Annotated in this window: 26 protein-coding genes; 14 read left to right on the top strand and 12 right to left on the bottom strand. The window is 43.7% G+C overall.

From position 1 onward, the window contains the following. Window positions 1-35: 35 nt before the first annotated feature. The 3 genes from OC193_RS19590 to OC193_RS19580 form a co-directional block, all read right to left on the bottom strand. Window positions 36-626 carry a TetR/AcrR family transcriptional regulator gene (locus OC193_RS19590; RefSeq protein WP_048662606.1) on the bottom strand — a complete coding sequence of 197 codons (591 nt, stop codon included), beginning with the start codon at window positions 624-626 and terminating at the stop codon, window positions 36-38. 179 nt (window positions 627-805) lie between these two features. Further along, window positions 806-1,279 (bottom strand): FKBP-type peptidyl-prolyl cis-trans isomerase, encoded by a 474-nt coding sequence (locus OC193_RS19585; protein WP_019821974.1) that lies wholly within the window; start codon window positions 1,277-1,279, stop codon window positions 806-808. 76 nt (window positions 1,280-1,355) lie between these two features. Then, the gene (locus tag OC193_RS19580) at window positions 1,356-1,982 is read right to left on the bottom strand and encodes a thioredoxin domain-containing protein (protein WP_048662607.1); all 627 of its coding nucleotides are present in this window, start codon (window positions 1,980-1,982) and stop codon (window positions 1,356-1,358) included. 269 nt (window positions 1,983-2,251) lie between these two features. Here OC193_RS19580 and OC193_RS19575 point away from each other — a divergent pair, with 269 nt between their 5' ends. Next, entirely contained in the window at window positions 2,252-2,887 is a 636-nt protein-coding gene (locus tag OC193_RS19575) for an OmpA family protein (RefSeq protein WP_048662608.1), read from the top strand. A 109-nt stretch (window positions 2,888-2,996) separates the two neighbouring features. On the opposite strand, the gene OC193_RS19570 is transcribed toward OC193_RS19575, so the two are convergent. Together OC193_RS19570 and norR are read right to left on the bottom strand one after the other, a co-directional pair. Continuing rightward, window positions 2,997-3,356, bottom strand: a complete 360-nt coding sequence (locus OC193_RS19570; RefSeq protein ID WP_017062638.1) for a glutaredoxin family protein — start codon at window positions 3,354-3,356, stop codon at window positions 2,997-2,999. A gap of 89 nt (window positions 3,357-3,445) precedes the next feature. Further along, on the bottom strand, window positions 3,446-5,038 hold the full coding sequence (gene norR / locus OC193_RS19565) for a nitric oxide reductase transcriptional regulator NorR (protein WP_048660055.1): 1,593 nt from the start codon (window positions 5,036-5,038) through the stop codon (window positions 3,446-3,448). A gap of 370 nt (window positions 5,039-5,408) precedes the next feature. On the opposite strand from norR, the gene hmpA reads away from it, so the two are divergent. Then, window positions 5,409-6,605, top strand: coding sequence for an NO-inducible flavohemoprotein (hmpA, locus tag OC193_RS19560; protein WP_048662609.1), 1,197 nt, complete (start codon window positions 5,409-5,411; stop codon window positions 6,603-6,605). 137 nt (window positions 6,606-6,742) lie between these two features. Here hmpA and OC193_RS19555 read toward each other — a convergent pair whose 3' ends face one another. Next, entirely contained in the window at window positions 6,743-7,723 is a 981-nt protein-coding gene (locus OC193_RS19555; protein ID WP_171350016.1) for a TDT family transporter, read from the bottom strand. Between the two features lie 205 nt (window positions 7,724-7,928). Further along, entirely contained in the window at window positions 7,929-9,335 is a 1,407-nt protein-coding gene (gene clcA, locus OC193_RS19550; RefSeq protein WP_048662611.1) for a H(+)/Cl(-) exchange transporter ClcA, read from the bottom strand. A gap of 609 nt (window positions 9,336-9,944) precedes the next feature. On the opposite strand from clcA, the gene OC193_RS19545 reads away from it, so the two are divergent. The 3 genes from OC193_RS19545 (at window position 9,945) to OC193_RS19535 (ending at window position 13,154) form a co-directional block, all read left to right on the top strand. Further along, window positions 9,945-10,928: a CobW family GTP-binding protein gene (locus OC193_RS19545; RefSeq protein ID WP_048660059.1), complete on the top strand. Its 984-nt coding sequence runs from the start codon at window positions 9,945-9,947 to the stop codon at window positions 10,926-10,928. 182 nt (window positions 10,929-11,110) lie between these two features. Then, on the top strand, window positions 11,111-12,397 hold the full coding sequence (locus OC193_RS19540; protein WP_019821956.1) for a DEAD/DEAH box helicase: 1,287 nt from the start codon (window positions 11,111-11,113) through the stop codon (window positions 12,395-12,397). Between the two features lie 136 nt (window positions 12,398-12,533). After that, entirely contained in the window at window positions 12,534-13,154 is a 621-nt protein-coding gene (locus OC193_RS19535) for a LysE family translocator (RefSeq protein WP_048662612.1), read from the top strand. A 223-nt stretch (window positions 13,155-13,377) separates the two neighbouring features. On the opposite strand, the gene OC193_RS19530 is transcribed toward OC193_RS19535, so the two are convergent. Beyond that, complete coding sequence (locus tag OC193_RS19530) at window positions 13,378-15,405, bottom strand: PhoX family protein (RefSeq protein WP_048662613.1); 2,028 nt, start codon at window positions 15,403-15,405, stop codon at window positions 13,378-13,380. Window positions 15,406-15,659: 254 nt separating this feature from the next. On the opposite strand from OC193_RS19530, the gene OC193_RS19525 reads away from it, so the two are divergent. From OC193_RS19525 to OC193_RS19500, 6 genes are all read left to right on the top strand, one after another. Then, on the top strand, window positions 15,660-16,001 hold the full coding sequence (locus tag OC193_RS19525; RefSeq protein ID WP_008219317.1) for a YggL 50S ribosome-binding family protein: 342 nt from the start codon (window positions 15,660-15,662) through the stop codon (window positions 15,999-16,001). 265 nt (window positions 16,002-16,266) lie between these two features. Further along, window positions 16,267-16,407 carry a hypothetical protein gene (locus OC193_RS19520; RefSeq protein ID WP_165887205.1) on the top strand — a complete coding sequence of 47 codons (141 nt, stop codon included), beginning with the start codon at window positions 16,267-16,269 and terminating at the stop codon, window positions 16,405-16,407. Then, the gene (locus OC193_RS19515) at window positions 16,400-17,083 is read left to right on the top strand and encodes a spondin domain-containing protein (RefSeq protein WP_048660065.1); all 684 of its coding nucleotides are present in this window, start codon (window positions 16,400-16,402) and stop codon (window positions 17,081-17,083) included. The genes OC193_RS19520 and OC193_RS19515 overlap by 8 nt, the downstream gene beginning before the upstream one ends. Before the next feature lie 9 nt (window positions 17,084-17,092). Further along, window positions 17,093-17,773 carry a spondin domain-containing protein gene (locus tag OC193_RS19510; protein WP_048662614.1) on the top strand — a complete coding sequence of 227 codons (681 nt, stop codon included), beginning with the start codon at window positions 17,093-17,095 and terminating at the stop codon, window positions 17,771-17,773. Between the two features lie 82 nt (window positions 17,774-17,855). Continuing rightward, on the top strand, window positions 17,856-18,587 hold the full coding sequence (locus OC193_RS19505; RefSeq protein WP_048662615.1) for a response regulator transcription factor: 732 nt from the start codon (window positions 17,856-17,858) through the stop codon (window positions 18,585-18,587). A 45-nt stretch (window positions 18,588-18,632) separates the two neighbouring features. After that, window positions 18,633-20,006: a sensor histidine kinase gene (locus OC193_RS19500; RefSeq protein ID WP_048660068.1), complete on the top strand. Its 1,374-nt coding sequence runs from the start codon at window positions 18,633-18,635 to the stop codon at window positions 20,004-20,006. 49 nt (window positions 20,007-20,055) lie between these two features. On the opposite strand, the gene OC193_RS19495 is transcribed toward OC193_RS19500, so the two are convergent. Both OC193_RS19495 and OC193_RS19490 read right to left on the bottom strand, forming a co-directional pair. Further along, window positions 20,056-20,511, bottom strand: a complete 456-nt coding sequence (locus tag OC193_RS19495; RefSeq protein WP_048662616.1) for a hypothetical protein — start codon at window positions 20,509-20,511, stop codon at window positions 20,056-20,058. A 146-nt stretch (window positions 20,512-20,657) separates the two neighbouring features. Beyond that, complete coding sequence (locus OC193_RS19490) at window positions 20,658-21,587, bottom strand: DMT family transporter (RefSeq protein ID WP_048666318.1); 930 nt, start codon at window positions 21,585-21,587, stop codon at window positions 20,658-20,660. Window positions 21,588-21,736: 149 nt separating this feature from the next. Here OC193_RS19490 and OC193_RS19485 point away from each other — a divergent pair, with 149 nt between their 5' ends. Then, entirely contained in the window at window positions 21,737-22,195 is a 459-nt protein-coding gene (locus tag OC193_RS19485) for an Lrp/AsnC family transcriptional regulator (RefSeq protein WP_048660071.1), read from the top strand. 168 nt (window positions 22,196-22,363) lie between these two features. Here the strand turns inward: OC193_RS19485 and OC193_RS19480 are convergent, their stop codons facing one another. After that, a complete protein-coding gene (locus OC193_RS19480; RefSeq protein ID WP_048662617.1) occupies window positions 22,364-22,606 on the bottom strand; it encodes a hypothetical protein in 243 nt (80 codons plus the stop codon). A 268-nt stretch (window positions 22,607-22,874) separates the two neighbouring features. Next, a complete protein-coding gene (locus tag OC193_RS19475) occupies window positions 22,875-23,450 on the bottom strand; it encodes a hypothetical protein (protein WP_048662618.1) in 576 nt (191 codons plus the stop codon). Between the two features lie 96 nt (window positions 23,451-23,546). Between OC193_RS19475 and OC193_RS19470 the strand changes: the two genes are divergently transcribed. Then, window positions 23,547-24,227 carry an SH3 domain-containing protein gene (locus OC193_RS19470; protein ID WP_048662619.1) on the top strand — a complete coding sequence of 227 codons (681 nt, stop codon included), beginning with the start codon at window positions 23,547-23,549 and terminating at the stop codon, window positions 24,225-24,227. Between the two features lie 531 nt (window positions 24,228-24,758). Beyond that, complete coding sequence (locus OC193_RS19465; RefSeq protein WP_048613548.1) at window positions 24,759-25,499, top strand: SDR family oxidoreductase; 741 nt, start codon at window positions 24,759-24,761, stop codon at window positions 25,497-25,499. Window positions 25,500-25,503: the final 4 nt, after the last annotated feature.

Here is a 25,503-nt window from a genome sequence, read left to right as displayed (position 1 = left end):
TTTAAGTTAAAGCAAATAAAACGCGTTGCGCGTTATTAGCTTTCACCTTTTAAAATTCGTTCGGTAAGGCTCAAAGCTGACTGTAAGCTATGTGAACTCTGGCTCAGCTTGCTTAATAAGCTTGCGCCTAACCACATAGAATAAAGGTTCTGAGCTGCTTCTTGGCTATCTTCAACCTTTATAGAGCCATCTGTAATACCACCGACAATGCACTGCTCGATGGTATTCGTCACCTTCTCAGCACCTTTTAACAGCGCTTGGCGCATTGGATCAGAGAGATCAGAAACTTCGGCACTGAGCTTAACGACCAAGCATTTATGAGCATTACAGATACCGTTTTCGGTCTTCGCCCATAGCGAAAAATAGCTCAGGATTCGCTGATAATGATTACCTTCACCGTGCACTAAAATTGCTTCAATCTTAGTGATGTAGTTTTCAAAATAGTGCTGAATTAACGCCTCACCAAATTGCTCTTTCGATTTAAAGTAGTGGTAAAACGAACCTTTCGGTACGTCCGCTTCTTTAAGCAACTGTGATAAGCCAACGCCATTGAAGCCGTTGTTCACTATTAATTGATAGCCGACATTTAAAATATGCAGGCGTGTGTCATTCGTTTTCTCGTTCATGGTCGGTACTATAGTTTAAATTAGACCAGTCGTCTAGTGGTGGGTTTTGAGGGTATATTTGGTCGTTGTTAAAATAGTTAAATAGTTAAATAGTTAAATAGCTAAGGTGCTTTCAAATGTTCAGATATAAAAAAGCCCCAACATAGCGCGTATGTTGGGGCTTAAATCAGTCTCTTCGATTATTTGATAGAGATGAGTTCTACATCAAAAATCAGAGTCGATGATGGTGGGATAGGGCCTGAACCGCCTTTGCCGTAAGCTAGAGTGCTTGGAATGAATAGACGAACTTTTTGGCCTTCAACCATGTAAGTTAAGCCTTCTTGCCAGCCTTTGATTACTTGCTTAAGGGCAAATGAGATTGGCTCGCCACGCTCAACAGAGCTGTCGAAAACAGTGCCGTCGATCAGCGTACCGTGGTAGTGAACCGTTACTTTGCTGTTCTTAGTTGGGTGTTCTGTGCCAGTACCTTCTTCAAGTACAAGGTACTGTAGGCCGCTTTCAGTCGTAATTACGCCTTCTTTAGCTCCATTCTCGATAAGGAACTGTTGACCTTGTTCGAAGTTTTCTGCACCAGACTTATGATTCGTCCAAGTACGGTAAATCATGAAACCCGCCAAAAGAAAGACAATGACCGGGATGACAAATTTAGACATAGTAAAACCTATTTATATTGAGTGCTGAATTTCGTAGTTAAAACTGAATGTGTTAATCAGTCGGCTTAAGCCGTGATTATGGTTGAGTCAAAAGGTAGTTGATCGTTTTCGCGATACCAGCAACGTCTTGGTGGCCAGCTGTCAGCACTTGGTATTTACCGTTGATGATAAAGGTTGGTACTGAGTTGATCTGACCTTTTACTGAGATCTCTTCTGCTTTTTTAACGTAGTCGAAAAGAGCGACTTGCTGTTCTTTGTTCAGTTGGTATGGGCTAACCAAACCACGAGAAGTAAACGCTGTCTCCAGCGCTTGTTGACGCTGCTCAGGTGTTGCATCTGCACCCATTTGAACAGCACCAAATAGGTCGTCCATGAACGCGTGGTCAGGCGTCGCATCAAGCTGCATCACTGCTGTGTAGTAGATCATTGCGCTGATTTGAGCGCTTTCGTTAAACGTCACGTGCATCTTGCCAATGGTTTGGTCTGTTAGAGATTCAATCTCTGGAATTGCACTTTCCATTTGACGGCAGTGACCACAGTTAAGAGAGAAGATTTCAGTGATCGGAGACAAGTTAAATTCGGTTAGAGCAGTAGGAAGCGCTTCGTATTGAACACCGTTTTGTGGCTCGTCTGTTTCACTACAACCCGCGATGATAAGTACGGCAGCGAGTGCTATGATGAATTTAGTAAATGGTTTAAACATAATGTTTGCTCTAGCGTTGAGAAGTCGTGAGATTCTAACTATTTAGTACGAATTGGAAAACAATTATAAGGTAAATAAATGCAAACAGTTCGAACTAGCGAGTTAAGACAGTCTAGTTGACGGTTAACTGTGATCAATAGCACTTTTTTTGATGCAGGCTCTTTTGTCGAAAGTTTTCGTCTAAAGTTTTTCCCTCGGTGCCGATATAGACATTAGTGAATGGTTTATCTGCATGAGTGGTTGGTGAAGTAATGAGATATTTAGCAATAATGTTAAGCATAGCTTTGGCAGGGTGTGAAACGACATTACCAACGGGTATGTTGGGTGATGATATGCTAGAAACTGCGCCGCAAACCGATTACGACTTGATGCATCCTGAATGGGGCGTGGTTCAGACTACACATGTAGCAAGCAATCGTGGCTATTCAATGCAGAGCAACTCTCGTCAGCAAACAACCATTACCACCAACTATGGTCGAGGCGTATCAACCAATGATCCGCTAGAAGTTTTCCTCAGACAAAACCGTATCGATTTTGAAGTTTTACCGGGCAATCATGTAATGGTAAAGCTTGAGCAGCACGTGAACTTTAAAACAGGTTCTGCATTCCCTGAGCCTGCTTATAATCAATGGCTAGATACGCTAGGCAGCTATCTTGCTCAACGCCAAGATATTGATGTGGTCATAGAAGGGCATACTGATAATACGGGCACAGATCGAATCAACGATCCGCTTTCAGAGAAGCGCGCAAAAGAAGTGAAGGCTCGATTAGAGAGTAACTATGTGTCGAGTCGCTCCATTTATACTCGTGGCTTTGGCGAATATGTTCCAGCTTGTACCAACGCCTCTGCGCAAGGCAAGGCGTGTAACCGCCGTGTAGAATTGATGCTGATCGTAGCGAAGTAGTCGTTTGAACTTTCGCACCTCATTTGAAACGGCTTATGCCAAATAATAGACATAAAAAATCCCTCACATTTGAGGGATTTTTTGTATCTAGATTTTGTCGCTTTATTGCTTATGCAAACTGCTTTTCTAAGTAAGTCACGATATCTGAAGATTCGTACATCCACTCAGTTTTGCCGTCTTTTTCGATACGTAGACAAGGCACTTTCACACGACCGCCGCCAGCTTCAAGCTCTGCACGGTGTTGCTCGTTGTTTTTTGCATCACGAAGTTCAAATTGAACCGACTGACGTTTCATCGCGCGGCGCACTTTCACACAAAATGGGCACGCTTCGAATTGGTATAACGTGTGCGTTTTTGCTTGCTCGTTTACTTTGCTTTGCTCTTCTTGAGAACGCTTAACACCACGTGGGCTGAAAACAAAATTCAATAACAAGATGACACGACCTAAGAACCAACGGATAAACTTCATAACTCTCTCTACATATTTAAAATTAGCGTTACAATTTGCAGCATTATATACACAAGTTTTGCCAGATGCTCGCAACAAACCGCTAATATCTATTTTGTCCGTTCGATCGTGTGAGACTTAGCCACATTTAGCCCTAAACGCTTAGACAGTCGAGTCAGGTTTGCTCGGTCTGTTTTCAAAATACGGCCTGCTTGTGCCCAGTTAAAATTGGCATCTTCCAATACCTCAGTAATGATACTACGTTGAAAATCATCTGTTGCACCGCGCAGCCCTGCAGAAAGATCGATCGTTGGTGTCGATAATGGTGTGTTCTTCACCTGTGTCGTCGCAATTGGCTGGTCTTGGTCGAGTGGACCACAATCTTCCTTGGTAATTGTCACCAGGTTTTTATTCGTGCTACGCGCCAATGCTTTCAATGCTGAACGACTGATCACGTGCTCAAGTTCACGAACGTTACCTGGCCAACCATAACGATTTAGGAAAGAAAGAACGTCAGAGCGGAACTTAACTTGGTTGATACCAAGTTTACGACGTGCTTGTTCTAAGAAGAAACCCGCTAATAGGCTGATGTCGTCACCACGATCTTTTAGTGCAGGTACTGCGATAGGGTACACACTCAGTCGGTGATATAAATCGGCTCTGAATCGCCCGTCTTCAACTTCTTGCTTTAGATCTCGGTTAGTCGCTGCCAATACTCGCACATCAATGGTTTGAATGTTGTCTTGGCCAACAGGTTGAATTTCGTTGTTTTGTAGAGCACGTAGTAGTTTACTTTGCGCGGCCAAAGGCAATTCACCAATCTCATCTAAGAACAGTGTGCCACCATCGGCTAACGCAAACTTACCTAAGCGGTTTTTGTCTGCGCCAGTAAACGCGCCACGAACGTGACCAAATAGTTCACTCTCTACCAAGTTCTCAGGAATAGCAGCACAGTTGACGTAGACCAACGGGTTACGTTTACGTTGCGATTGATGGTGCAGGGTACGAGCAACAAGCTCTTTACCAACACCAGTGTCACCATGAATCAAGATATTAAATTCAGACGGCGCTACAACGGCAATGTCGTTCTTAAGCGCGACCATGGTGTCACTGTTACCAATTAACTCGCCGCCGTCACGTTCCCAGGCTTCTACGTTCAACTCTTCCAGTAATTGCTTTGACTGTTTTGCTTGATGCTCAAGTTGCGAGAAGGTCAGTGCCATCTGCATAGTTGACGCTGCAATAGCTGCCAGCACCTCAAGGTTGCGGGCAGGAATATTCGCAAATACATCTGGTTTTAGGCTGTCCAGGGTTAGCACCCCTAACAATTTGTCACCAAACAGCAGAGGCAAACCCATGCAGGCGTGCATTGGTAGATCGCCGTCATGATCGATCAGTAAGCCATCGAAAGGATCAGGTAGCGAGCTATCAGCATCAAAACGAACAGGAGAGCGTGATGCGCAAATCTCATCAAAACGAGGGTGTTCTGAAATGATAAAGCGACGACCGAACGTGTCTCTACTGAGCCCTTGCATTGCGATAGGTACTAGTGTGTCACCTTGAAGGCTTAAAAGCGCGACACAATCACACGTAATGGTTTTACGAATGGCATCGATGAGGCGATTAAAACGATCTTGATCGTTCACACCACTTGCAAGGCCAATGGTCATTTCCATGAGGGTAGATGCGGAGATATCTTGCATAAAAAACTCTAACTCTGTGTGTTTATATACATAATAGAGTCTTATTGACCTAAAAAAAAGGTCTTTTTGACATTTTTATAAGATGGGTATTGAGAATAAAACCAGTAATTACGGGGATTGATAAACTTGGCATCGATTGTGCAAAAGAGTCATCGAAGCCCGATTATAACGCTGATTAAAAAGAGTATTCTTGATCTCAATCAATCAAGTGGTATTAATCAGGTTTTGCGATTTTTTGAAACGAAAACGAGTCAAAATAACTCAGTTTCTAAAAATAACTAAGGTTTCAGAAAATCGATAAGTCATTCTTAATTTTTCAAGTAGTCAAAATGACATATAGGTCATAAGACTCAGTGTTCGGAGTAAATTCATGCTTAACAACGCACATATCGAAATCATCAAATCTACTATCCCGCTACTTGAGAGCGCAGGCCCGGCTTTAACTCAGCACTTTTATCAACGTATGTTCACGCATAACCCTGAGTTGAAAGATATCTTCAATATGACTCACCAAAGAACAGGTCGCCAAGGCGTAGCACTGTTTGAAGCTATCGCGGCTTATGCAAAGAACATTGAAAACCTAGCAGCGTTAACAACTGCCGTTGAACGTATTGCTCAGAAACACACAAGCTTTAACATTCAACCAGAGCACTACCAAATTGTTGGTTTACACCTGATCGAAACACTGCGCGAATTGGCAACTGAAGCATTCACTCCAGAAGTAGAAGAGGCGTGGACAGCGGCTTACCTTTTCTTAGCTCAAGTATTCATCGACCGTGAAGCAGAGCTTTACCTGCAGCGTAAGCAAGCGGTAGGCGGCTGGGAAGCAGCACGTACGTTCGTTATTGCAGACAAAGTCGAAGAGTCAGCGCTAGTAACAAGCTTCATCTTACAGCCAAAAGACGGCGGTGAAGTTCTGGATTACACACCAGGTCAATACATCGGTATTGAAGTGAAACCTGAAGGCTCTCAATACAGCGAGATTCGTCAATACTCACTGTCTGATAAGCCAAACGGCAAGCAATACCGTATTTCTGTCAAACGTGAAGGACAAGGTCAAGAGACACAAGGCGTTGTATCTAACCACCTACACGATACGGTTGCTGTTGGTGATGAAGTTAGCCTATACGCACCAGCGGGTGACTTCATGTATCAAGAGCGCAGCAAGCCAGTAACACTTATCTCTGCAGGTGTTGGTGTAACGCCGATGCAGTCTATGCTTGAGTTCCTAAATACGGAAGATAAAAACGAGCCAGTACTTTACCTTCACGCTTGTGAGAACGTAGGCCAGCACTCTTTCACGACTCGTGTTAAAGACATTGTTGCCAACAAAGGTTGGGAAGCGAAAACGTGGTACATGAACAAAGACGAATCTGCATGTGAAAACACGCATCAAGGTCAAATGGATCTAGCGTCTATCTCAGACACTAAAGGCTTTGAAGAGAGTGACTTCTACATCTGTGGCCCGGTTGGCTTCATGAAGAACATCGTGGAACAACTAGACGCACTTAACGTTGATCGTTCACGCGTACATTACGAAGTATTCGGTCCTCACGCTAACTTCTAAGATCTCAAGGTAGTTGTGTTAACACTCGCCTGATCTATTAAAAAACTTGCCCAATCATAAGGCCTCACACTGTGAGGCCTTTTTTGGTTGGAGGTGCGCTGAATCGAGAGGTCTCTAGAAAAGAGGGCTTGAGTTGATTAAGAGCGCTTCGTCTTTTTAGAGATGTAGGCAGAATCAAAAAACTCAGGCCAGTACATTTTCACGTAACCACCTGCAACCCAAATCACTAGAATGGTCGCGATGGTTAGCTCAAAGAAACCAAACTTGTGTAGCCAATACCATTGTGGGTATTCCGCGCCGAAAAACGTGGTTAATCGATGCATGGCAATAGCGCTGATCACTGATGGGAAGGTGACAGCAGCAATTGAAGGTTGGAACTTCAGACGCATTAGGCGGATGTAACACAAGTAGATTAGCAGTGTCATGGTGATGGCAATGCCAGCCAAAGCGCCAGTCAGAATAGGATCTGGATTATCAAAGTTGACCAAGTAAGCGGCTAAAGACAAGTTTACTGGTGCGGCCATGATTGCCAGTGTTGGTCTTGCTCTGCGTGGCAGGTTTCCTTCGAACACCAAGCGGTACAATACCACTGGCAGCATAAGGAAATAGATACCGATACAAGTGGCCGCAAGTGTTTCTGAAAATACCGTATGGCCAAACTGTGTGCCCGCTAAAGAACTGCTGATCAAACCTACCGGATACAGAAACCAACTCGGTACAATGTTTGACATTTTGAAGTTGATGATCTGAAAACTAAAGAACAATACCATCATGGTAAAGTGCAGCAATAGCGCACAGAACCAAACTGGGTAGGCGATGACTGGCGATATCTCGGCTAAGTAGTCGCACAGAATCAGTAAAGCCATGCTCATTGGTGCCATTAAGCTACCCACTAATGGGTGGCGTATGTCATTAAGGAAGGTATTAAAGCTCGTTAGATAACGGAGTAAAACAGGCAGCAATAATAGCGCACCGAATGAAGCGAGGTAGGGACGAATGATCTCACCAATGCCCGGGATATATAGCGCCCAAGCTTGTCCTAGCCCAATAACGCCAAGTGCTAAAGACGCCTGAGATGGCGGCACATTTTTTACTTGGGTTAATCTTCTCCAGTTCAACGACTTGCTCCGACTTAGTTAATTACAGAATATTGGATTATTTGCTTTAGTTAGAGCCTGTAAGTATTTCATCAATAGATTTTGAGGACACTCAACTAATTTTGAGTGGATGATACCAAGTTTAACGTTTGCTTTTTTGATTTTGATACGGAATCGGGAGATTAAGCACGTTGAATGTGTGCTTTGTTTAATGAGTCATTTGTAATTAACGTACTTCCTCTTGCTGAGGTAGGTCTTGTTGTCTTAGTTTTTCATTTTTCAGCGTACGATTAAGCAGTTGGCTGTAAATTGGCTGACCCCCTAACATCTGCGCAATGATTACCGCGCCTAGACAGGTGATGATCAACGGTAGGATAAGGTAGTAGTTATTGGTCATCTCGATAACCAGTAATATACCCGTAATTGGTGCACGCACGGTTGCAGCAAATAAAGCGCCCATACCTGCAATCGCAAACATGCCCGGCTCGATATTCAGTTCAGGAAAGAATGCCGCGGCGATAAGCCCAAATGCGTAACCAAAGAGTGTGCCGAGTGCAAGCATCGGCGCAAAGATACCGCCCGGAGCACCAGAGCCAAAACAAAGCAAAGTGGTGATAACACGCCCTAGAAAGATCAGTAGCAATATGTTGGTGCTGTAGCTGCCATTAGTGATATTCGGGATGATACCAATACCACCGCCAGTCAATTCAGGGATATAAAGCAGCAACAAGCCAAAACAGCCACCAAGCAGGGTTCCGGTTATCAAGTAGCGTTTGCGGTCGTTCTTATGTATTGCCACAAACATATCTTGCGAAAGTGTTATTAGCTTATTGAAGATCACGCCAAATACGCCGAACAACACGCCAAGTAATAGGAACAACCACAGTGCACTCAGTTCAGGCGGTTGGTATTGAGGCATTGTGATAACGGCAGATTGGCCATTGATCGAACGAAATACAATGTTGGCTGAGATTGCAGAGATGATGACGGCTTTGATTGAAATGAGTGAGTAGCGAAATTGTGGTCGCATCTCTTCAACAACGAACATAATCCCAGCTAATGGTGCATTGAACGCCGCAGCCAAGCCACCAGCCGCACCTGAAGCAAGTAATGAGTGTCGAGTATCGTCATCTTTCACTCGGAATATGTCAGTGACCATACGTCCGATGCTTCCGCCCATTTGCACAGTTGGCCCTTCACGACCTAACACCATGCCTGAACCTAACGCGCCCATACCACCAAAGAATTTTACTGGTAATACTCTCCACCAACGAACAGGTCGCATACCGTCCATCGCGCCTTCTATTTCAGGGATGCCAGAACCGGCAGCTTCAGGAGCAAAGCGGTGAACGAGGAAATAGCCAATAAAGGCGAATGCAGCACTGATAAGGAAAGCTGCAAGCCAAAGAGGTAAATAGCTACCGATTTCATCTTTCAACCAATCGGTACGAGTTTCTGTGATGAAATGAACCGCAACTTCGAAATAGGTGCCCACCACGCCAGCGAGGATTCCGACAATGCAAGAAAGGACAAGAACGGAAGCGGGTGTTTTGTCTCTAGAGAGAAATTGGTTGATAGCATCCCTTGGCATTTTTGCTAAAAGGGATTGCTTAATTCTCTCTCTATTGGTCATTTAAGTTTGGTTCCTGAGTTGATGCGGGGAGGGTCTTAGTAAATTATACGCCTCCTTTGCATATCCTATAGCAGCAAAGATGCAAAGTTGAATTTCATTTATGAAAGAAGTGTATTACATAAATGGAATGTATGGACAATATAGTGGAATCGCCGTCACAGTTTTGATCGATTCTCAGGTAGCAACTTGTATTACGCCAAAAATGAACCATAGTTAAATCGTAAAGCAACATAACGAACCGCAAGGAGAAGTGAGGTTTTACACACAATTTGGATGGATTCAGAAACAAAGTTTTTAGTTCCTCGTTAAATGTTCAGGTCGATATTTAAGGCTTCCTGATTCGCGAACTCACGATTGAGTAACGAGGGTGAGGCGTACTGACAAGTACGCCTTTAGTCCGTCTGGAGCATCCAAAATTCTGCTTTTCACTTCTATTATCTATTTACCTGCTCAACTCTTCACACAGCGCAAAGCGCTAAATTTCTTTAAATCAGCCTAACCCTCGATTTAGTTAACCCACTCTTCTGCTCGCCAATCTGAGTATAAACAAGCGACTGGGGTCAACTTTTTGGTAATTGAGTATATACTCCCTAAAAAAGGAGAACTGATATGACCAAAAAAGTTCCTACAAACATAATTACGGGTTTCTTAGGTGTTGGTAAGACGACAGCTATTTTGAATCTGCTAAAAAACAAACCTGAGAATGAAAACTGGGCTGTTCTGGTTAATGAGTTCGGGGAGATCGGCATCGATGGCGCATTGATGACAGACCAAGGCGCTTTGATTAAAGAAGTACCGGGCGGCTGCATGTGCTGCACAGCGGGCGTACCTATGTCTGTAGGTATTAATGCTTTACTTCGCCAAAAGCCAGACCGCTTGCTGATTGAGCCAACAGGCCTTGGTCACCCTAAACAAGTGATTGCGACGCTGACTTCAGAGCAATACACGCCATACGTTGACCTTAAAGCGACACTAGGTTTAGTTGACCCACGAAATCTATCCAATGAAAAGTACACGTCGAATCAGAATTTCAATGATCAACTAGACAGTGCCGATGTGATTCTTGGTACTAAGGTTGACCTTGTTCATTCTGAAGACATCGATGTGTTTAATGATTGGGTGACGGATCAAACGCCGGCCAAAGTCTTCCATAAGCTAATTCATGATGGTGAAGTGCCATTGGAAGTGTTGGACATTGAAAGAGTGTATGGCAGTGCTTCATCTCATCTTGAAGCGCACCATCACGATCACGCTGACCAAGAACCTCAATTCCAACTTCCTCCCGGTGAAGCTTTCATCCGTAAAGAGAATAAAGGGCAGGGCTACTTTAGTTGTGGTTGGTTGTTTGGAGCAGAGCATAAGTTCGACTTCGATGCGCTATTCTCAATGTTGTCGGATCTAACGGCTGAGCGTGTAAAAGCCGTAGTGAACACCGACCAAGGTTGCTACGCATTTAATGTGGCGAATCAAGTTGTATCTGTGAACGAAATTACGCTTGATGGTTTTGAATCTCGATTGGAAGTGATCGACTCACAACTCATGCCGTGGGGCGATCTCGAGCAGATTCTACTCAAGCTGTGTGGCATCAAATAGCCTCATTTTTGCTGTTTGAACCAATGAACTCGGTGTTTACTTCGTTTAAGGCGGGGTAAACACCAGATTAAATGAGAAAGTTTGCGTTATATCACGATAAATGTGAGATAAATCACTCTAATTACTTTATAGTGCTCGGCTGAAATAAGAATGTAGGCTGTCTGCTTAAGGAACCCGTAACAATGTCATTTTCCTCTCAAGGTTTTGCTCCTGAATTAGTCAAAGCGTTGACTGAGTGTGGTTATGAAAAACTCACTCCAATTCAACAAAAAGCGATTCCAATGGCTCGTAAAGGCCATGATATTTTTGCTACTGCTCAAACCGGTACGGGTAAAACAGCGGCATTTTCATTGCCTGTTATCCAACACCTTTTGAACAGCGGTAAAAAGGCGTCTAGAGGAACGGCTCGCGGCCTTATTCTTGCTCCAACTCGTGAGCTTGCTGCGCAGATCGCTCAAAACATTAAAGACTACGTTAAATACACGGATCTAAGCGTTTCTGCGGTTTACGGTGGTAACAAGATGTCTTCACAAGTTCGTCAACTAGAACTGGGTGTCGATATTCTGGTTGCAACGCCTGGCCGTTTAGAAGAGCACTTAGAAGCGGGTAACGTGTCTATTGCTAACCTAGAATTCTTAGTATTTGATGAAGCTGACCGTATCCTTGATATGGGCTTTATCAATGCCGTTCGCAAGATCATGTTGGATGTTGAGACCTCTCCACAAATCATGATGTTCTCTGCAACGACTTCAACTCAGTTAAACCAATTGTCTGTTGATATTCTACGTAAACCAAAACGTATCAGTGTTGAGCGTGAAAACTCAACGGCTGCAACTGTTGGTCACGTGGTTTACCCAGTGGATCAAGAACGTAAAACTGAACTGCTTTCTGAGCTTATTGGCCGTAAAAACTGGCGCCAAGTGCTTGTGTTCGTGAACTACAAAGAAACAGCGAACGATGTGGTTAAAGAGCTTAAGCTAGACGGTATTAAAGCGGTACTTTGTCACGGTGATAAAGCGCAAAGCGCTCGTCGTCGTGCTTTAGACGATTTTAAAGAAGGCAGAGCGCGTGTAATGGTAGCAACAGACGTTGCGGCTCGTGGTCTTGATATCGAAGACTTACCACACGTAATTAACTACGACATGCCTTTCCTAGCGGAAGATTACGTTCACCGTATTGGCCGTACAGGTCGTGCTGGTAAACAAGGTCACGCAATCTCTTTCGTTAATCGCGAAGAAGAGCTGACTGTTGTTCAAGTTGAAAAATTGATTCAACAGCGTATTCGCCGTGTTGAACAACCGGGTTATGAACCGAAGAAACGTGATGCTTACATTGAGAAGCTGAACACTAAATCGGCTTACAAAAACCGTCAGGGCCGTAAGAACAACGCGAACGAAGAGCCACAAGATCAAGCAAGTGCTGAACGTCGTTTGACTATGATGAAGCGAATTAAAAACCGTCGTAAGTAAAATTACGGTTGGTACTGAAAAAGAGCCACTGTATTGTGGCTCTTTTTCGTTGTGTCGCTAAATACAAGGTCGCTCCTTACAAAGACAACTCAACAAGCTGAACACTTAAATAAAAATAAGTCGATAAGGTAATAATATGGATAGCGCGCTACTTTGGGCTTTTATTCCCACGTTTTTCTTCGTGTCAATCACGCCCGGCATGTGTATGACCTTGGCGTTAACACTGGGCATGAGCATCGGTTACAAGCGTACATTATGGATGATGGTCGGTGAGCTGGCTGGCGTCGCGGTAGTTTCAGTGGCCGCAGTATTAGGTATCGCGTCTATTATGCTGAATTACCCATGGCTATTTACAGGCTTCAAGTTTGTGGGTGCAGGGTACTTGTTCTACTTGGGTGTTCAGATGTGGCGTTCAAGAGGAAAACTGGCGATCAGTACTGATAATCAAACAACCAAAGTCAGCAATGATTGGGACTTGGTGGTTCAAGGCTTTGTTACTGCGATTGCAAACCCGAAAGGCTGGGCGTTTATGATTTCTCTGCTGCCTCCTTTTATCAACAGCAGTAAAGATTTAGCACCTCAGTTGATGATTCTGGTTTCTATTATCTTAGCTTCTGAATTTGTTTGCATGACTCTGTACGCGACAGGTGGAAAGAGCTTAAAACATATGCTGGGCAAAGCCGATAACGTTAAGTTAATGAACCGCATTGCGGGCACCTTGATGATGGGCGTAGGTGTGTGGTTGTTCGTGAGTTAACTGTGATTAACGGTATTGAGATTAACGAGAACGGGTAGAGAGATCCCCGACTCAGTCGTTCCTCCTTCTCGAGGATGACGATGAGCTCAAGGGCTAGGACTCTTGTTTCAACCGAAGATTGATAGAATAGAAAAAGAGCGATAGGGCATTTAACCTTATCGCTCTTTTTGATTTTACCTAGCTAGATGTTAGAAATGCTTCTGAACTTAGCCAGTTCTACCGATTAAACCGCGATTTCCCCACCGTCTTCACGACGAATCACAACCGTTGATGCTCTTGGGCGAACATTGCCTTGAGTTTGTACAGTTGCATCGTCTGATGATGGCCAGTTTGCAGGGTGTTGAATGTTCACAAACAGTGATTTGAAATCTGGGCTGATGGTAAAGCCAGTCACTTCACAACCGTTTGGACCCACAAAGAAGCGTTTAAGCTGTGCCTGGTTGTTTGCATCAATCACCGCGCTGTTGCCTTTGTCGTCCGTTAACTGAGATGGAACTACTGCCAGCATTTGGTCGTTGGTGTACCCAGTAACTTCATCTGCACCGTTATCTGTCTGAATCCACAAAATGCCACGAGCATCAAACGCTAAGCCGTCAGGGCTCGCGAATTGGTTCATGTCTGTTAGTCCTGAGCGGTTGATAGATTTATCTTCCACTGCAGGAGAGCCGAATACAAAGATATCCCAATCGAATTCGCCAGCCGTTTTACCTTCATCCCAGCGGATAACATGACCAAACTTGTTGTTTACGCGAGGGTTCGCTGAATTGGCTTCTTTGCGCTTATTGTTGTTCGTTAGCGTTAAGTAAGCCGTACCTGTCATTGGGTCTACAGAGCACCATTCAGGGCGATCCATTGGCGTTGCGCCTACAAGGTCGGCTGCGCCTGCGGTATTAACGATAAGTGCGGCTTGAGAGTCATATGAATCACCTAGCTTGCCGCCGTTTGTGGTTTTGCTGCTGAGTGTTAATGGTAACCATGTACCTGAACCGTCGTCGTTGAACTTAGCGACGTAAAGCGTGCCTTTGTCCATGTATTTGTCGCCCGCGCTTAGGCGGTTGCTTGGCTCAGCGTCACGCGGGTCCCATTTTGCTTCAGAAACAAATTTGTAGAGGTATTCGAAACGAGAATCGTGGCCAGAGTAGAATACGATCGGTTCTCCTTCGGTCAACTTACCAAATGTACAGCCTTCGTGACGGAAACAACCCAGTGCAGAACGTTTTTTAGCGCGAGAGTTTGCTGTGTATGGGTCGATTTCAACAATGTAGCCGTGACCGTGTGCTTCATTACGGTAATCGTCCATTGGTGAATCAGCGGTTGGTGTTACATCAAAACGTGCGAACTCATCCAAGCGTTCTTGTTTGTCACCAGAAAGCGTGTCCCAACCGTAGCGAGTTTTGTCTGTAGCGATGCCGATACGCTCTTGAGCTGGTGTTGTTGTACCTTTATTGACGAAGTAACCCGGCCAGTTCTCTTCACAAGTTAGGTAAGTGCCCCAAGGTGTGTAGCCGTTGCCACAGTTATTCAATGTGCCACGAGCTTGGCTACCGTCTTGTGAGAATTTGGTTTTGGCAAATTCACTGTGAGCGACAGGTCCAGAAAGATCCATTACGGTTGCGCCTGTGTAGCGGCGATTAAGTGGGTCGTTATCGACCATTACCCATTGATTACCCTCAAGCTTAACGCGAACAACACTCACGCCGTGTGCGTTGATCTCTTTGCGTACTTCATCAATGTTAGGACGAGCGCCTTCATTATATGTAGGGCTATTAGCGTGCAGGGCTTTTTGGTCAATGTATTCGTGGTTGATCACCAACAAACCATCATTGCTGTTGCCGTCGAGTGGGAAGAAGTGCATGCCATCGTGGTGCATTCCCAGTGCGTTGGCTTGGTCTTGTGCGTTGTTTGTACCGTCTTTTAACCAAGCATTACCTTGCTTGTTAAGTGGCGTACCCCAAGGAACAAGCACTTGTGCTGTGTAACCTTTCGGTACGACAACACTGTCAGTCAATGAGCCTTTAACCGATTCAAACGCTAGAGTCGCGGTGCTTTTCTGCGCGCCTGTTGCTTGCATTGTTGCGGCGTTAGCTGTGCTGTGACCCGCTAAACCAAACGCGCCAAAAGCGGTCATTGCACTGATGCCTAAACCGCCTTTTAATACATTTCTTCTTGAAAGGTTTGCATCTAGAACTTCTTCGAAGGGTTTGTTTTTACTCTTGTTAAAACGAGTGCTATCAAATGTTTCCTTGCTCATCGCGACTGCTTCCTATTGGCTGACTTTATTATTCGTTATTTATGACTTACCCGCGTACTAACGAACTGGTTAATAAGTTGGGTAAATGTGTGACCAATCGTGAAGCAGTTAAGTGACAGATTTTAATAGTTTTCATTAAGCTTTTGTTTCTGTAGCACGATTTTTTACATTAACACTCTTGTGCAATACAAAACTCTTGGGGATTGGGTTAGAACTGTGTATAAATGCTTTATCAAACGAAAAGAGAGACAGTTATGAAATTAGATAAAATCGAAAACAAAAATCGTCGCCTACGCAAAAAGCTATATCTAGGTGAATTCGCGATTCTGGGTTTTGAAGTAAGCTGCAAGACATCGATTGCTGATTTTGACCAATACGATGTGTTCATTGACGAGTTCATCGATTTCATCGATAGCATCGGTCTATGCTTTGGTGGCGGTGGTCTAGAGCTGTTTGAAGGTTTCTTATGTTCTATCGAGCGTTACCGCTCAGTAACTGAAGCAGAACAACTGCAAGTTGCACAATGGCTTGAAGCGCGTGCGGAAGTAACGAAAGTTGAAGTAAGCGAGCTTATTGACGCAAACTACGCGTTCTAAATTGACGCTGTGCTGTTAGCTTAACGTAGAAGCCTATTACGGCTTTTAGAATGAGTAACAACATGCCAGAACAAAGGCCGAATCGGTATATCGATTCGGCCTTTTTGCGTTTGTCATGTTCCATTTTATTGTTCACTCTTGTTCTTTTATAGCTTCACAGGAAGTTAGTGAAACTATGGTTTTCGAATAAATATCAGCGCTTTACTGTTACTTTTCTTGGTTGTAGTAAGTTTGGATAAACTTGTGAGACTTTTATGAGAATTCAATGAAGTTGCTGATAGATTTGATCGCCATTCTTAGAGTCAAGAACACCACAGTTCGTTCTGGCAAAGGTAACGGTATATCGCTGTTATTCGTTTTGTTGGCAACGATAGGACTCAATAAAGGATGGAATCAAAATGAATAAACGAACTCAAATCAGCTTAGTGGTTAGCTCTGCTATGTTGGCCTTTGGTACCGCTCAGGTTCAAGCTGCACAGCTTGAGGTGACGGTGACGAATGCTACGAAAGGAATCTACTTCACACCTATTTTAGCCGCAGCGCATGACTCTAACTTGTTCATGTTTAGGACGGGTGAAACTGCTTCAGCTGAGTTGGAATCAATGGCGGAAGGTGGAGACATCTCTGGCCTGTCGAGTTTAATTGCCAATGCGGGTGGTGTGGTTGTAGAAAACCCAGCAAGCGGAATACTAAATCCTGGAGTGGCGACCACGTTTGATATCGATACTGGTGATTTGGCTTACTTGTCATTAGGTGCGATGTTACTGCCAACTAACGATGGTTTTGTTGGGCTAGACAGTTGGAAGATCCCAACCCAAGCCGGTACCTATAAGGCAAACCTAAACAGCTACGATGCAGGTACGGAAGCGAATGATGAGTTAGCTGCTAGCATGCCTAATCCACCGTTTATAACCTTTGGCGCTGGCGGTACGGGCGTAGAAACCGCGCTTTCAAATACTAAGGTTCATGTTCACCCTGGCAACCTTGGTGACAGTGATCCGGTTGCCGGTATAAGTGACCTCGATAGCAGCAGCCATCGCTGGTTAAACCCTGTTGCAACTATCACCATCGTTGTGAAGTAAGGGGGATGTATGAAAGCTAGAATATTGTTTATCGCGGCTTCTGTCGCCCTGTTGGCTGGTTGTCCGGATGATGACGATGATTATTATCGTTACGACGTCACTGTTACTAACTTAACGCCTAATCAACCTATGTCACCACTTGCGGTACTTACCCATAATACGAATTTTGACCTATTTGAAGTTGGCCAGAGTGCCTCTGTGGATCTTGAATACTTAGCAGAAGGCGGAAGCAACTCTCAACTGCTTGCTTTGAGTGATAGCGACGATAATGTTTACCAAGGTATCTCAGGAAACGGGCTGATCTTGTCGGGCGAAAATGACACGCTTTCCATCCGAGTTGATCCCGCTTTAGAGGGGTATCTTTCTGTCGCTTCGATGTTGGTGAATACCAATGATGCGTTTGTGGGTGAATCTGGCTTATCGCTTAAGTCATTAGCGGTTGGTGACACCTTCACCATGAACATGAATGTATGGGATTCGGGAACGGAGTTGAATGATGAGCTTGCAGCAACCATCCCAGGCCCTGCTGGCGGTGGTGAGGGCTTTAATAGCGTAAGAAATGACAATGATGTGGTGAGCTTCCACTCTGGCGTCATCAGTCAAGATGATGGCTTAACGACCTCGGCTCTAAGTGCTAATCATCGCTTCCTTAATCCCGGTGCGAGAATCACCATTACACGAACTGAATGATTGGGTTAAGCGTGAAATGAAAGAATTCCTGCTCTGTTCCGGTCAATTGAAAGGTGGGTAGACTCCGAATAGAGCAGGGATCATGAATAGTGCTGCGGTAAATTTGATGGCAAACATATTGCTGGTTGAAGACGATGACGACTTGGCTGAACTGGTGCAGATGCACCTTAAGTTCCAAGGCCATGACGTAATAAGAACCAATGTGATCGAAAAGGCTCAGGCACTTTATAAAGATGGTCCTTTCGATCTGATCGTACTGGATCGTGGCTTACCTGACGGTGATGGTCTCGATTTCTGTCGATTGTTACGTCAGCAAGAAGACTGGACGCCTGTGCTAATGCTCACGGCAAGGGATACTGAGCTCGACAAGGTGTCAGGCTTAGAAGCAGGCGTTGATGACTATATAACTAAGCCATTCAGTGTGCTCGAGTTTCAAGCTCGCGTGAGGAACGTGCTGCGTCGTTTAAGTCATTCTGAATCAGCAGTGAAAGATACACTATCAACAGAGTCCATAATGAGTTTTGGCGGGCTTACTATCCAACCTGAGCGCCATCAGGTGTCACTCAATAACCAAGACGTACCGCTGACTGCTACCGAATTTACCTTACTTCATTTCTTAGCAACCCGTCCAGGACGTGTGTATAGCAAAGACGAACTGCTCAACCATGTTTGGAATACAGATCATTCAGGGTATCACCACACGGTGTGTAGCACTGTTAACCGTTTGAGAACTAAGTTGGCAATGCCGAATAGCGACGATGACTTCATCAAAACTGTTTGGGGTGTGGGCTATAAGTTCGAATCGAAAGTTTAGGCCTATGTGTCGCTTCCTAAGCTTAAGAGCCATCGAGGAGATAACATGAGTTTCAAATCGCGTTTAGTGCTATTTACCAGTTTGTGGTTTCTGCTCGTGAGTGTGGTTATCGCCTACACGTATCATTGGCAAAAAGAGACCATAGAACAGAGAACCAAACAGAGCTTACACAAAGAGCTCGCCGTTCACATGCGCGATGATAACCCTCTGATGATTGGTACAGACTACAACCCGAAAGCGCTCAAATCCATATTCCACACCTTGATGCTGATAGGACCAGACTTCGATATCTACTTTCTCGACAGTCAGGGCAATATCACGACACACGCCGCACCAGAAGGCACAGTGTTGGCAAACCAGATAGACTTAGCACCCATTAAACAGTTTTTAAATGACGAGCCTTATCCCATTCTGGGGGAAGATCCGATCAATCCGGGATCTCGCAAGGTGTTTTCTGTGGCTGCGATTGAAGAACTAGGTTCTACCGTTGGGTATCTGTATGTTTTGATTGGCAGTAATCGCCATACCGTCATTGCCAATTCACAAGTCGATACGCCTTATATGGCGCTAGCCGGGCTTATGCTGATCTCTATCTTAGGCTTTGCGATTGGCGCTTACCTGCTGGTAAAACGTAGCCTGTTGAACCCTATTGAAGAGGTTACCAATAAGCTACAACAGCAAGCAGAGCAAGATTTCCGCCTCGACCCCAACTTCATACATCAAGTACCGGAGTTGGTGCCGATCGCACGCTCTTATCAGTTGATGGCGAAACACATTCAGCAGCAATTCTTACAGCTTGAGTATCAGTCTTCACATCGTAGACAAAGTTTATTGCAACTGAGCCATGATTTGAAAACACCGTTATCAAGTGTGTTGGGTTACTTAGAAACATGGAAGATCCAAAACCCTCAATCGGATCCACTGATTGATGTCGCGTATCGCAATGGTAATAAACTGTCTGAACAATTGCATTCACTGCTCGACAGTGCCAAACATGACAATCCTGTCCCTACCTATCGATACGCATCGATAGATTTGAATGGGTTGCTTAGCGAGTGCTTAGAAACGATTCAGAGTCAGTACCGCCATAAAGATGTCGAACTTAAGGTTGATATACCTGATGGAGTAAAAGCAGCTGGTGACAATGACTTGCTTGAAAGGTTGATTTTGAACTTACTAGACAATGCGTTGAGGCATAGCCCAACTGGAACAGTAGTTTCACTGAGTGTTGATTTAGAACCGGATTCGAAGCGGGTGAAGGTGGTGATTCAAAATGAGGTGGAGCAGGAAGCACCGAATGGTTCATTGGGAATAGGAACCAAGATCGCGCAGTCTATACTGATGTTGCATCACAGTGTGCTAGAAACAACAAAGGCAGAGAACTCATTTCAGCAAAGCTTTTACTTGCCTTCGGTATAGTTCTGTCTGCCTTTGGTTTAGCTTGGTGTGTATTTACGTAGAAGTAACGTTAAGCGTCTTTGCTGCCTTCATTTACTTTTGCGTAGAAGTGAAGCAACTCAGTTAACTCTTTAACCCAACCGAATGCATCTTTTGGTGCGTTCTTTAAGATATTCTCTACTTTCTCGCAGTGCACTTCAATCGCAATAGCTTCTTCAAGGTTGAAAGAGATTGAGTAGAAGTGCCAAAGTAGTAGGCGAGTCATGCGCTCAATGTTCTGTTGTGAATTGTCCGACTCAGAAAACGCTAGGTTTACTTCGCCAAGCGCAATAGCCGTCATTCGCAGCATCGCATCGAATTTTGCTGACTGCATGCGCTCTTCGCTGGTCACTTCTTCTTGTTCGAACGTGAACAATTCTGTCATTGCGTCTTCAGGAACAAGGCGATGGATCATTCTTAAACTAAATTCTTCTAGTTCATGGCGAGGCATGGTGATTAAACAATTTAAGGTGTAGTCGCGTTGCATGGTGTTCTCTTGAATCTGCAAAAAGGTCGGACAGTTTAATGGAGAAGCGAGCTTAGAAAAAGCAGATTTTAGATAAGCCTACCTTTGTAGGCTTATCTGGATGCCGCATACGTGAAAACTAGCGGAAATGGTGAATATAAAAAGCGCTACGCTTTACTATGACTTGGCGGTTGGTATTGCATGGACTGGTCGTTTCTCATAAAAATGTTGCTCGCAACCAAACTGCCAATGCAAATCGAACCAAGGGCGAGCCAAGTCATCGCATCGGGAATCTCGTTAAAAAGCGGGATGGCTAACAAGGTCGCTACTGCGGGGGTTGCACTGCCAAAGGCGGCAGAACGTTCAGCCCCTAAGGTATTGACCGCATAAAGGTAAGTGAACGCCGCTATTAAACCCGCCCCAACGCCTTGCACTGCTGAATGAACGGCAAGCTCTGTGTAGGGCCAATTAGCGATAGGTGTATCCATTAGATGGCTTGGGAGTGTTCCGGTTAGGATTAGGACGAGTAACAGCAAAGTAGAGCAGAGCGAAATAAAACCGGCACTGACTAACGCATTAAGATTAGCGACACGGGCAGATATGGTAAACGTTGCCCACATTAAGCTTCCGCATAAAAACAACAAATGGCCTTTGGTGTACTCAAAGTTGAAGCTGCTTAAGCTACTTCCCAAAAACAACACAATACCGAGCAAGACCAAACCTAAACCGACAACACGGTGTCGGCTGAGCGGCTGCTTAAAAAAGAGTACGGCAATTCCTGTTACGAAAAGAGGGAGCGTGCCCGGAACAAGAGCACTGCCATGTGATACCGGAACAAACTGCATGGCCGTTCCTGCAACAAGCAGATAAGGCAATCCGCTACCGACAAACATACCCGTTAGATACCGTTTAGGGACTTCAGCAATCACGCTGCGTGCTTTCCATATCAGAGGCAATAAAACCAAAGCCGGTATGAGAAATCTTGTGAGAGCGATATCTGCAGGTGTTAAATCTGAATTTGCGCCGCCTTTAAGAGAAAGGAAAAAGCTCGCCCAAATTAGCAGAGTGATGGTAATTGATAGATAGCCAAGATTCATAATAAACAATGAAAGTGAATGATGACTAATTATGGAGGAGAGCTCGTGCCTTAAGTTGGCAAGTTTCGTTCTAACTTGACCTATCATTGCGGATTTCTGCTAACATTCTTTCAATTGTTAACGAATTTAACTAATGAATGGCTTTCACTATGGATAGAATTGATAGGCACCTTCTCGAATTGCTACAAAAAGATGGCAGGTTAACCACTGCTGAACTTGCTGATGAAGTGGGTTTATCGCCTTCGCCTTGTGCAAGACGAGTCAAAAGGCTAGAAGAAAAGGGCATTATTGACGGTTATCGTGTGAGCTTGTCTCGAGAACAAGTCGGCATCGCAATGAGTGTGTTTGTTGAGGTGAGCCTAAACAACCACCAAGAAGTGTCGATCGATAAGTTTGAAGGTGCTGTTGTAGAGATGGAGGAGGTTATCAGTTGCCACGTTGTATCTGGGGCATATGATTATCTCTTAGAAGTCGTTAGCCCGAACTTGATGGCCTACGAGGCATTTACAAGAAAACTTCAAAGGCTCTCTAACGTGAAAGACATTCATACTCACCTTGCGATAAGACAAGTAAAAGGTAATGCGCCACTGCCAATTTATACCGATTAAACCAAAATAAGAGCAGTAACGCGGCGGTAAAGTGAGCTGAAAACGAAATGGTTTGATCTTTAAAGAAGAGCGAGAAAGTTACCAAACATCTCTCAAAGGATGACAAACTCACGGCAATAAAAAACGGAGCACCTCGTGAAAGGTACTCCGTATATGTAGGTGCAAAACTTAGTGATACTTAAAGTTAGAGATTGAACAATCCCCAGTTTGTTCATTAATTCTGAATGAAAAAGCATGTGAATGGTAATCCACACCATCATTCCAAATTGTTTCTCCAAATATCTTACATAGCTCTAGCTCACTTACTGAACCGAACTCTTCCATGTGTTTAGCTACAGATAAAAGTTTACCTCTTATCTCTGCAGTCCATTCCGTGTTACTCAAGCAGTTGAAAGCCATAGTCTTTTGCATATTACCTAGCCAAAATGTTTCTTGTTATTAAGTTATATGAAGATTCATGATAACAATTTTCTGGCGTTTGTAAATCTATTTTGTGATGAATATCTCACATACTCGCTTGCATTGGTCGGAAATTGAACTTTATTGTTGATAGTTAGCACATTAGTTTTACAACTTATTGATAAATCTTTGATTAGCGAGCTCTTAGAATAGTATGAAGTGGGTAAAGCATATTAATCGAAAAAGTCCAGTCAAACAGTGAGGTGATCTAATGGCTTCTTCAGTTTGATACATCGCTTATTGGTTGGTTTGTGTGGCGTGCTTCATCAATCATCGTAGCTTCTCTACGGTATATTGACGACAGCTGCCGGAATTTTTCACTGAGTGTATGGAGATCTCGGGAGAGTGATTGTGAGCTTTGTACGTGCACTTGTGCACTTTCTGTTTGTCTCGGTAGTTTTGCTCTAGCACAATGTTTAGCGACGGCTTGCCAAGAGTGTGTGAGAGACTCAGCTCCATCTAACTCGGTAGACACAACGTATGCCTGTTTTAATAGAACCTCAGAGACATCGTAAGCGGTATTCATATGACTATTGAGCTGTACATTAAACCTTTGCTCGTACTTTGCCCAAAGCTCAATGATCTGCTTTTTGGTGAAATGTTTGGATAACAGCGTTTGTGACTTGTAGGTTGAGAGAACTTGGTTGAATTCTTTGGTGTATTGGTTGTAACGTCCTTCAAATGAGAGCTGGCGATCCAGCAGTAGTTGCCAGTTTTCACTGCTACATTGGTTTGCTAGCACGACATTAGCACTCAAAGGTACACACACAATGATAACCTTCACCCAAAAACTCATGACTTTCCTCTACTTACCGCGTTCTCTATAGAGAGTATAGATGAGCAGCAGCATGAGTTGATGTACACTTGAAAGATACCTAAAACGGAAGAGCTGGTGGATTTGATGAAAAAAGCGCTGATCGCTTTACTTGTGTTGTTAATATTGGGCGGAGGAGGAGCTGCGTATTACTTCTTGGTCATGAATAAAGACCCAATTCCACCAGAGAAAATGGAACAGCCAGCTGTAGAAGTTACTCAGCAGTCAGAATTCGACCTGGCACCCATCATGGATCTGCAGCCTGAACCAGAACAGACGGAATTTTACGTTTTGGATAGAAAGCTTGAAGTGGTAGAGCAACCTGAAATTGATGGGTTGATAACAGATTATCTCTACAAAGGTGAAAAAGTCGAAGTATTAGAGAAACAAGGCGAATGGGCTCGTATCTCTGATTATATTGTTCTCAAAGAAGGTGGCCTGCAGACAGCTGAATGGGTGTCTATGTCAGGTCTATCTAATGATGAAGTGATTATCTCAGAAAAAGAAAGCAAAGAGATATTAGATTCCTATTTGGTTAAGTCTGATGACCTCAAGATCCATCAAGAGAAATTCCGTAATTCGGTGGCTAAACTGATCTCTGAAGGTGAGTGTGCCCCAAGTGATTTTGAAGAACTCGGCGGATGGGTGAAATCGGTTAAGTATAGCAATCGAGATGTTTATTTTATTTATTGTGGCGGATTGTCCCTTGAAAACAAAATTTATCTTGATGTAAATACAAATGAAATATTTACGAAGTAGCAACCCAGGCTCTATTTATTAATAATTTTTAATTAAGCCCACTCATAGATTGAGTGGGCTTTTTTTTGCCTATTCATAATGTTCAGTTTTCCAATTCAAAACGTTAATTATATTGAAGTTTATATAGAATGATAATGAACCATTTATTAATGGATAATAAGATTTTTGTTATTATTTCCATGATCAATCGTTTCAAATTCTCACTTTGCATTCTTCTTGAAACAAGCTAAAAAATATAGGTTTATCTCCTATTAACAATGACTTACCTACTTGGTGATAAAGTTAAAAGTAAATAAATCCTAATGATATCAGTACCTTGTGTTGATTTACATGTTCGCAACATTTCATTGATTTTGAGAGGGAAGTCAAGTTTTTAATCATAAGATATAAATATTGCCCATTTGTAATAATATTTTTTGATTTTGAGTTGTAGGGTTTAATTAAAGCAAAACGTAAAGTTTAATTATCAACTAAGACATTATCTTATTAACATCATTGTTATTTAATTGCTTGTAAGGGATGGAACCATTAATGAAAAAACTTGCTTTAATTACAGGGTCAAAAGGCGGTATCGGCTCAGCAATTTCCTCTAAATTAGTTGCAGACGGCTATCGTGTTATCGCGACTTATTTTACTGGAAACTACCAATGTGCATTGGATTGGTTTAATGAAAAACAATTCACCGAAGACCAAGTGAGATTGTTTGAATTAGATGTTACTAATACTGCGGAATGTGCGCTGAGCTTAAGCAAGTTGTTAGAAGAAGAAGGCACGGTGGATGTGCTAGTCAATAACGCAGGTATTACACGTGATAGCGTATTTAAAAAGATGGATGCCGAAGCGTGGAAAGAGGTTATCGAAACGAACTTAAACAGTTTGTTCAACGTGACTCAACCTCTGTTCGCTCCTATGTGTGAAAAGGGTAACTGCCGAGTCATCAATATATCTTCAGTAAATGGTCTTAAAGGTCAATTCGGACAAACTAATTACTCGGCAGCGAAAGCTGGAATGATTGGGTTCTCTAAAGCTTTGGCAGCGGAAGGTGCTCGTAGCGGTGTGACAGTGAACGTGATTGCCCCTGGTTACACTGCAACGCCAATGGTTGAGCAAATGAAACCTGAAGTACTGGATTCAATCAAGAACCAAATCCCGATGAAACGCTTAGCAACACCTGTTGAAATTGCAGATGCAGTGGGTTTTTTAGCGAGTGAATCTGGCGCGTACATTACAGGCGAGACATTGTCTGTGAATGGCGGCTTGTACATGCACTAATGGC

The organism is Vibrio crassostreae (genome assembly GCF_024347415.1).
Classification (GTDB): domain Bacteria; phylum Pseudomonadota; class Gammaproteobacteria; order Enterobacterales; family Vibrionaceae; genus Vibrio; species Vibrio crassostreae.
Note: the sequence above shows the minus strand (reverse complement) of the source record. Positions and strands in the feature narration are given on the sequence as shown.

Coding starts and splice junctions, on each gene's coding strand:
- OC193_RS19520 (WP_165887205.1), top strand. CDS start 16,267: ATGAAGTTGCTGATAGATTTGATCGCCATTCTTAGAGTCAAGAACACC.
- clcA (WP_048662611.1), bottom strand. CDS start 9,335: ATGACCAATAGAGAGAGAATTAAGCAATCCCTTTTAGCAAAAATGCCA.
- OC193_RS19510 (WP_048662614.1), top strand. CDS start 17,093: ATGAAAGCTAGAATATTGTTTATCGCGGCTTCTGTCGCCCTGTTGGCT.
- OC193_RS19590 (WP_048662606.1), bottom strand. CDS start 626: ATGAACGAGAAAACGAATGACACACGCCTGCATATTTTAAATGTCGGC.
- OC193_RS19490 (WP_048666318.1), bottom strand. CDS start 21,587: ATGAATCTTGGCTATCTATCAATTACCATCACTCTGCTAATTTGGGCG.
- OC193_RS19515 (WP_048660065.1), top strand. CDS start 16,400: ATGAATAAACGAACTCAAATCAGCTTAGTGGTTAGCTCTGCTATGTTG.
- OC193_RS19585 (WP_019821974.1), bottom strand. CDS start 1,279: ATGTCTAAATTTGTCATCCCGGTCATTGTCTTTCTTTTGGCGGGTTTC.
- OC193_RS19530 (WP_048662613.1), bottom strand. CDS start 15,405: ATGAGCAAGGAAACATTTGATAGCACTCGTTTTAACAAGAGTAAAAAC.
- OC193_RS19525 (WP_008219317.1), top strand. CDS start 15,660: ATGAAATTAGATAAAATCGAAAACAAAAATCGTCGCCTACGCAAAAAG.
- OC193_RS19545 (WP_048660059.1), top strand. CDS start 9,945: ATGACCAAAAAAGTTCCTACAAACATAATTACGGGTTTCTTAGGTGTT.
- norR (WP_048660055.1), bottom strand. CDS start 5,038: ATGCAAGATATCTCCGCATCTACCCTCATGGAAATGACCATTGGCCTT.
- OC193_RS19475 (WP_048662618.1), bottom strand. CDS start 23,450: ATGAGTTTTTGGGTGAAGGTTATCATTGTGTGTGTACCTTTGAGTGCT.
- OC193_RS19575 (WP_048662608.1), top strand. CDS start 2,252: ATGTTAAGCATAGCTTTGGCAGGGTGTGAAACGACATTACCAACGGGT.
- OC193_RS19570 (WP_017062638.1), bottom strand. CDS start 3,356: ATGAAGTTTATCCGTTGGTTCTTAGGTCGTGTCATCTTGTTATTGAAT.
- OC193_RS19580 (WP_048662607.1), bottom strand. CDS start 1,982: ATGTTTAAACCATTTACTAAATTCATCATAGCACTCGCTGCCGTACTT.
- OC193_RS19505 (WP_048662615.1), top strand. CDS start 17,856: ATGAATAGTGCTGCGGTAAATTTGATGGCAAACATATTGCTGGTTGAA.
- hmpA (WP_048662609.1), top strand. CDS start 5,409: ATGCTTAACAACGCACATATCGAAATCATCAAATCTACTATCCCGCTA.
- OC193_RS19540 (WP_019821956.1), top strand. CDS start 11,111: ATGTCATTTTCCTCTCAAGGTTTTGCTCCTGAATTAGTCAAAGCGTTG.
- OC193_RS19485 (WP_048660071.1), top strand. CDS start 21,737: ATGGATAGAATTGATAGGCACCTTCTCGAATTGCTACAAAAAGATGGC.
- OC193_RS19500 (WP_048660068.1), top strand. CDS start 18,633: ATGAGTTTCAAATCGCGTTTAGTGCTATTTACCAGTTTGTGGTTTCTG.
- OC193_RS19480 (WP_048662617.1), bottom strand. CDS start 22,606: ATGCAAAAGACTATGGCTTTCAACTGCTTGAGTAACACGGAATGGACT.
- OC193_RS19465 (WP_048613548.1), top strand. CDS start 24,759: ATGAAAAAACTTGCTTTAATTACAGGGTCAAAAGGCGGTATCGGCTCA.
- OC193_RS19535 (WP_048662612.1), top strand. CDS start 12,534: ATGGATAGCGCGCTACTTTGGGCTTTTATTCCCACGTTTTTCTTCGTG.
- OC193_RS19495 (WP_048662616.1), bottom strand. CDS start 20,511: ATGCAACGCGACTACACCTTAAATTGTTTAATCACCATGCCTCGCCAT.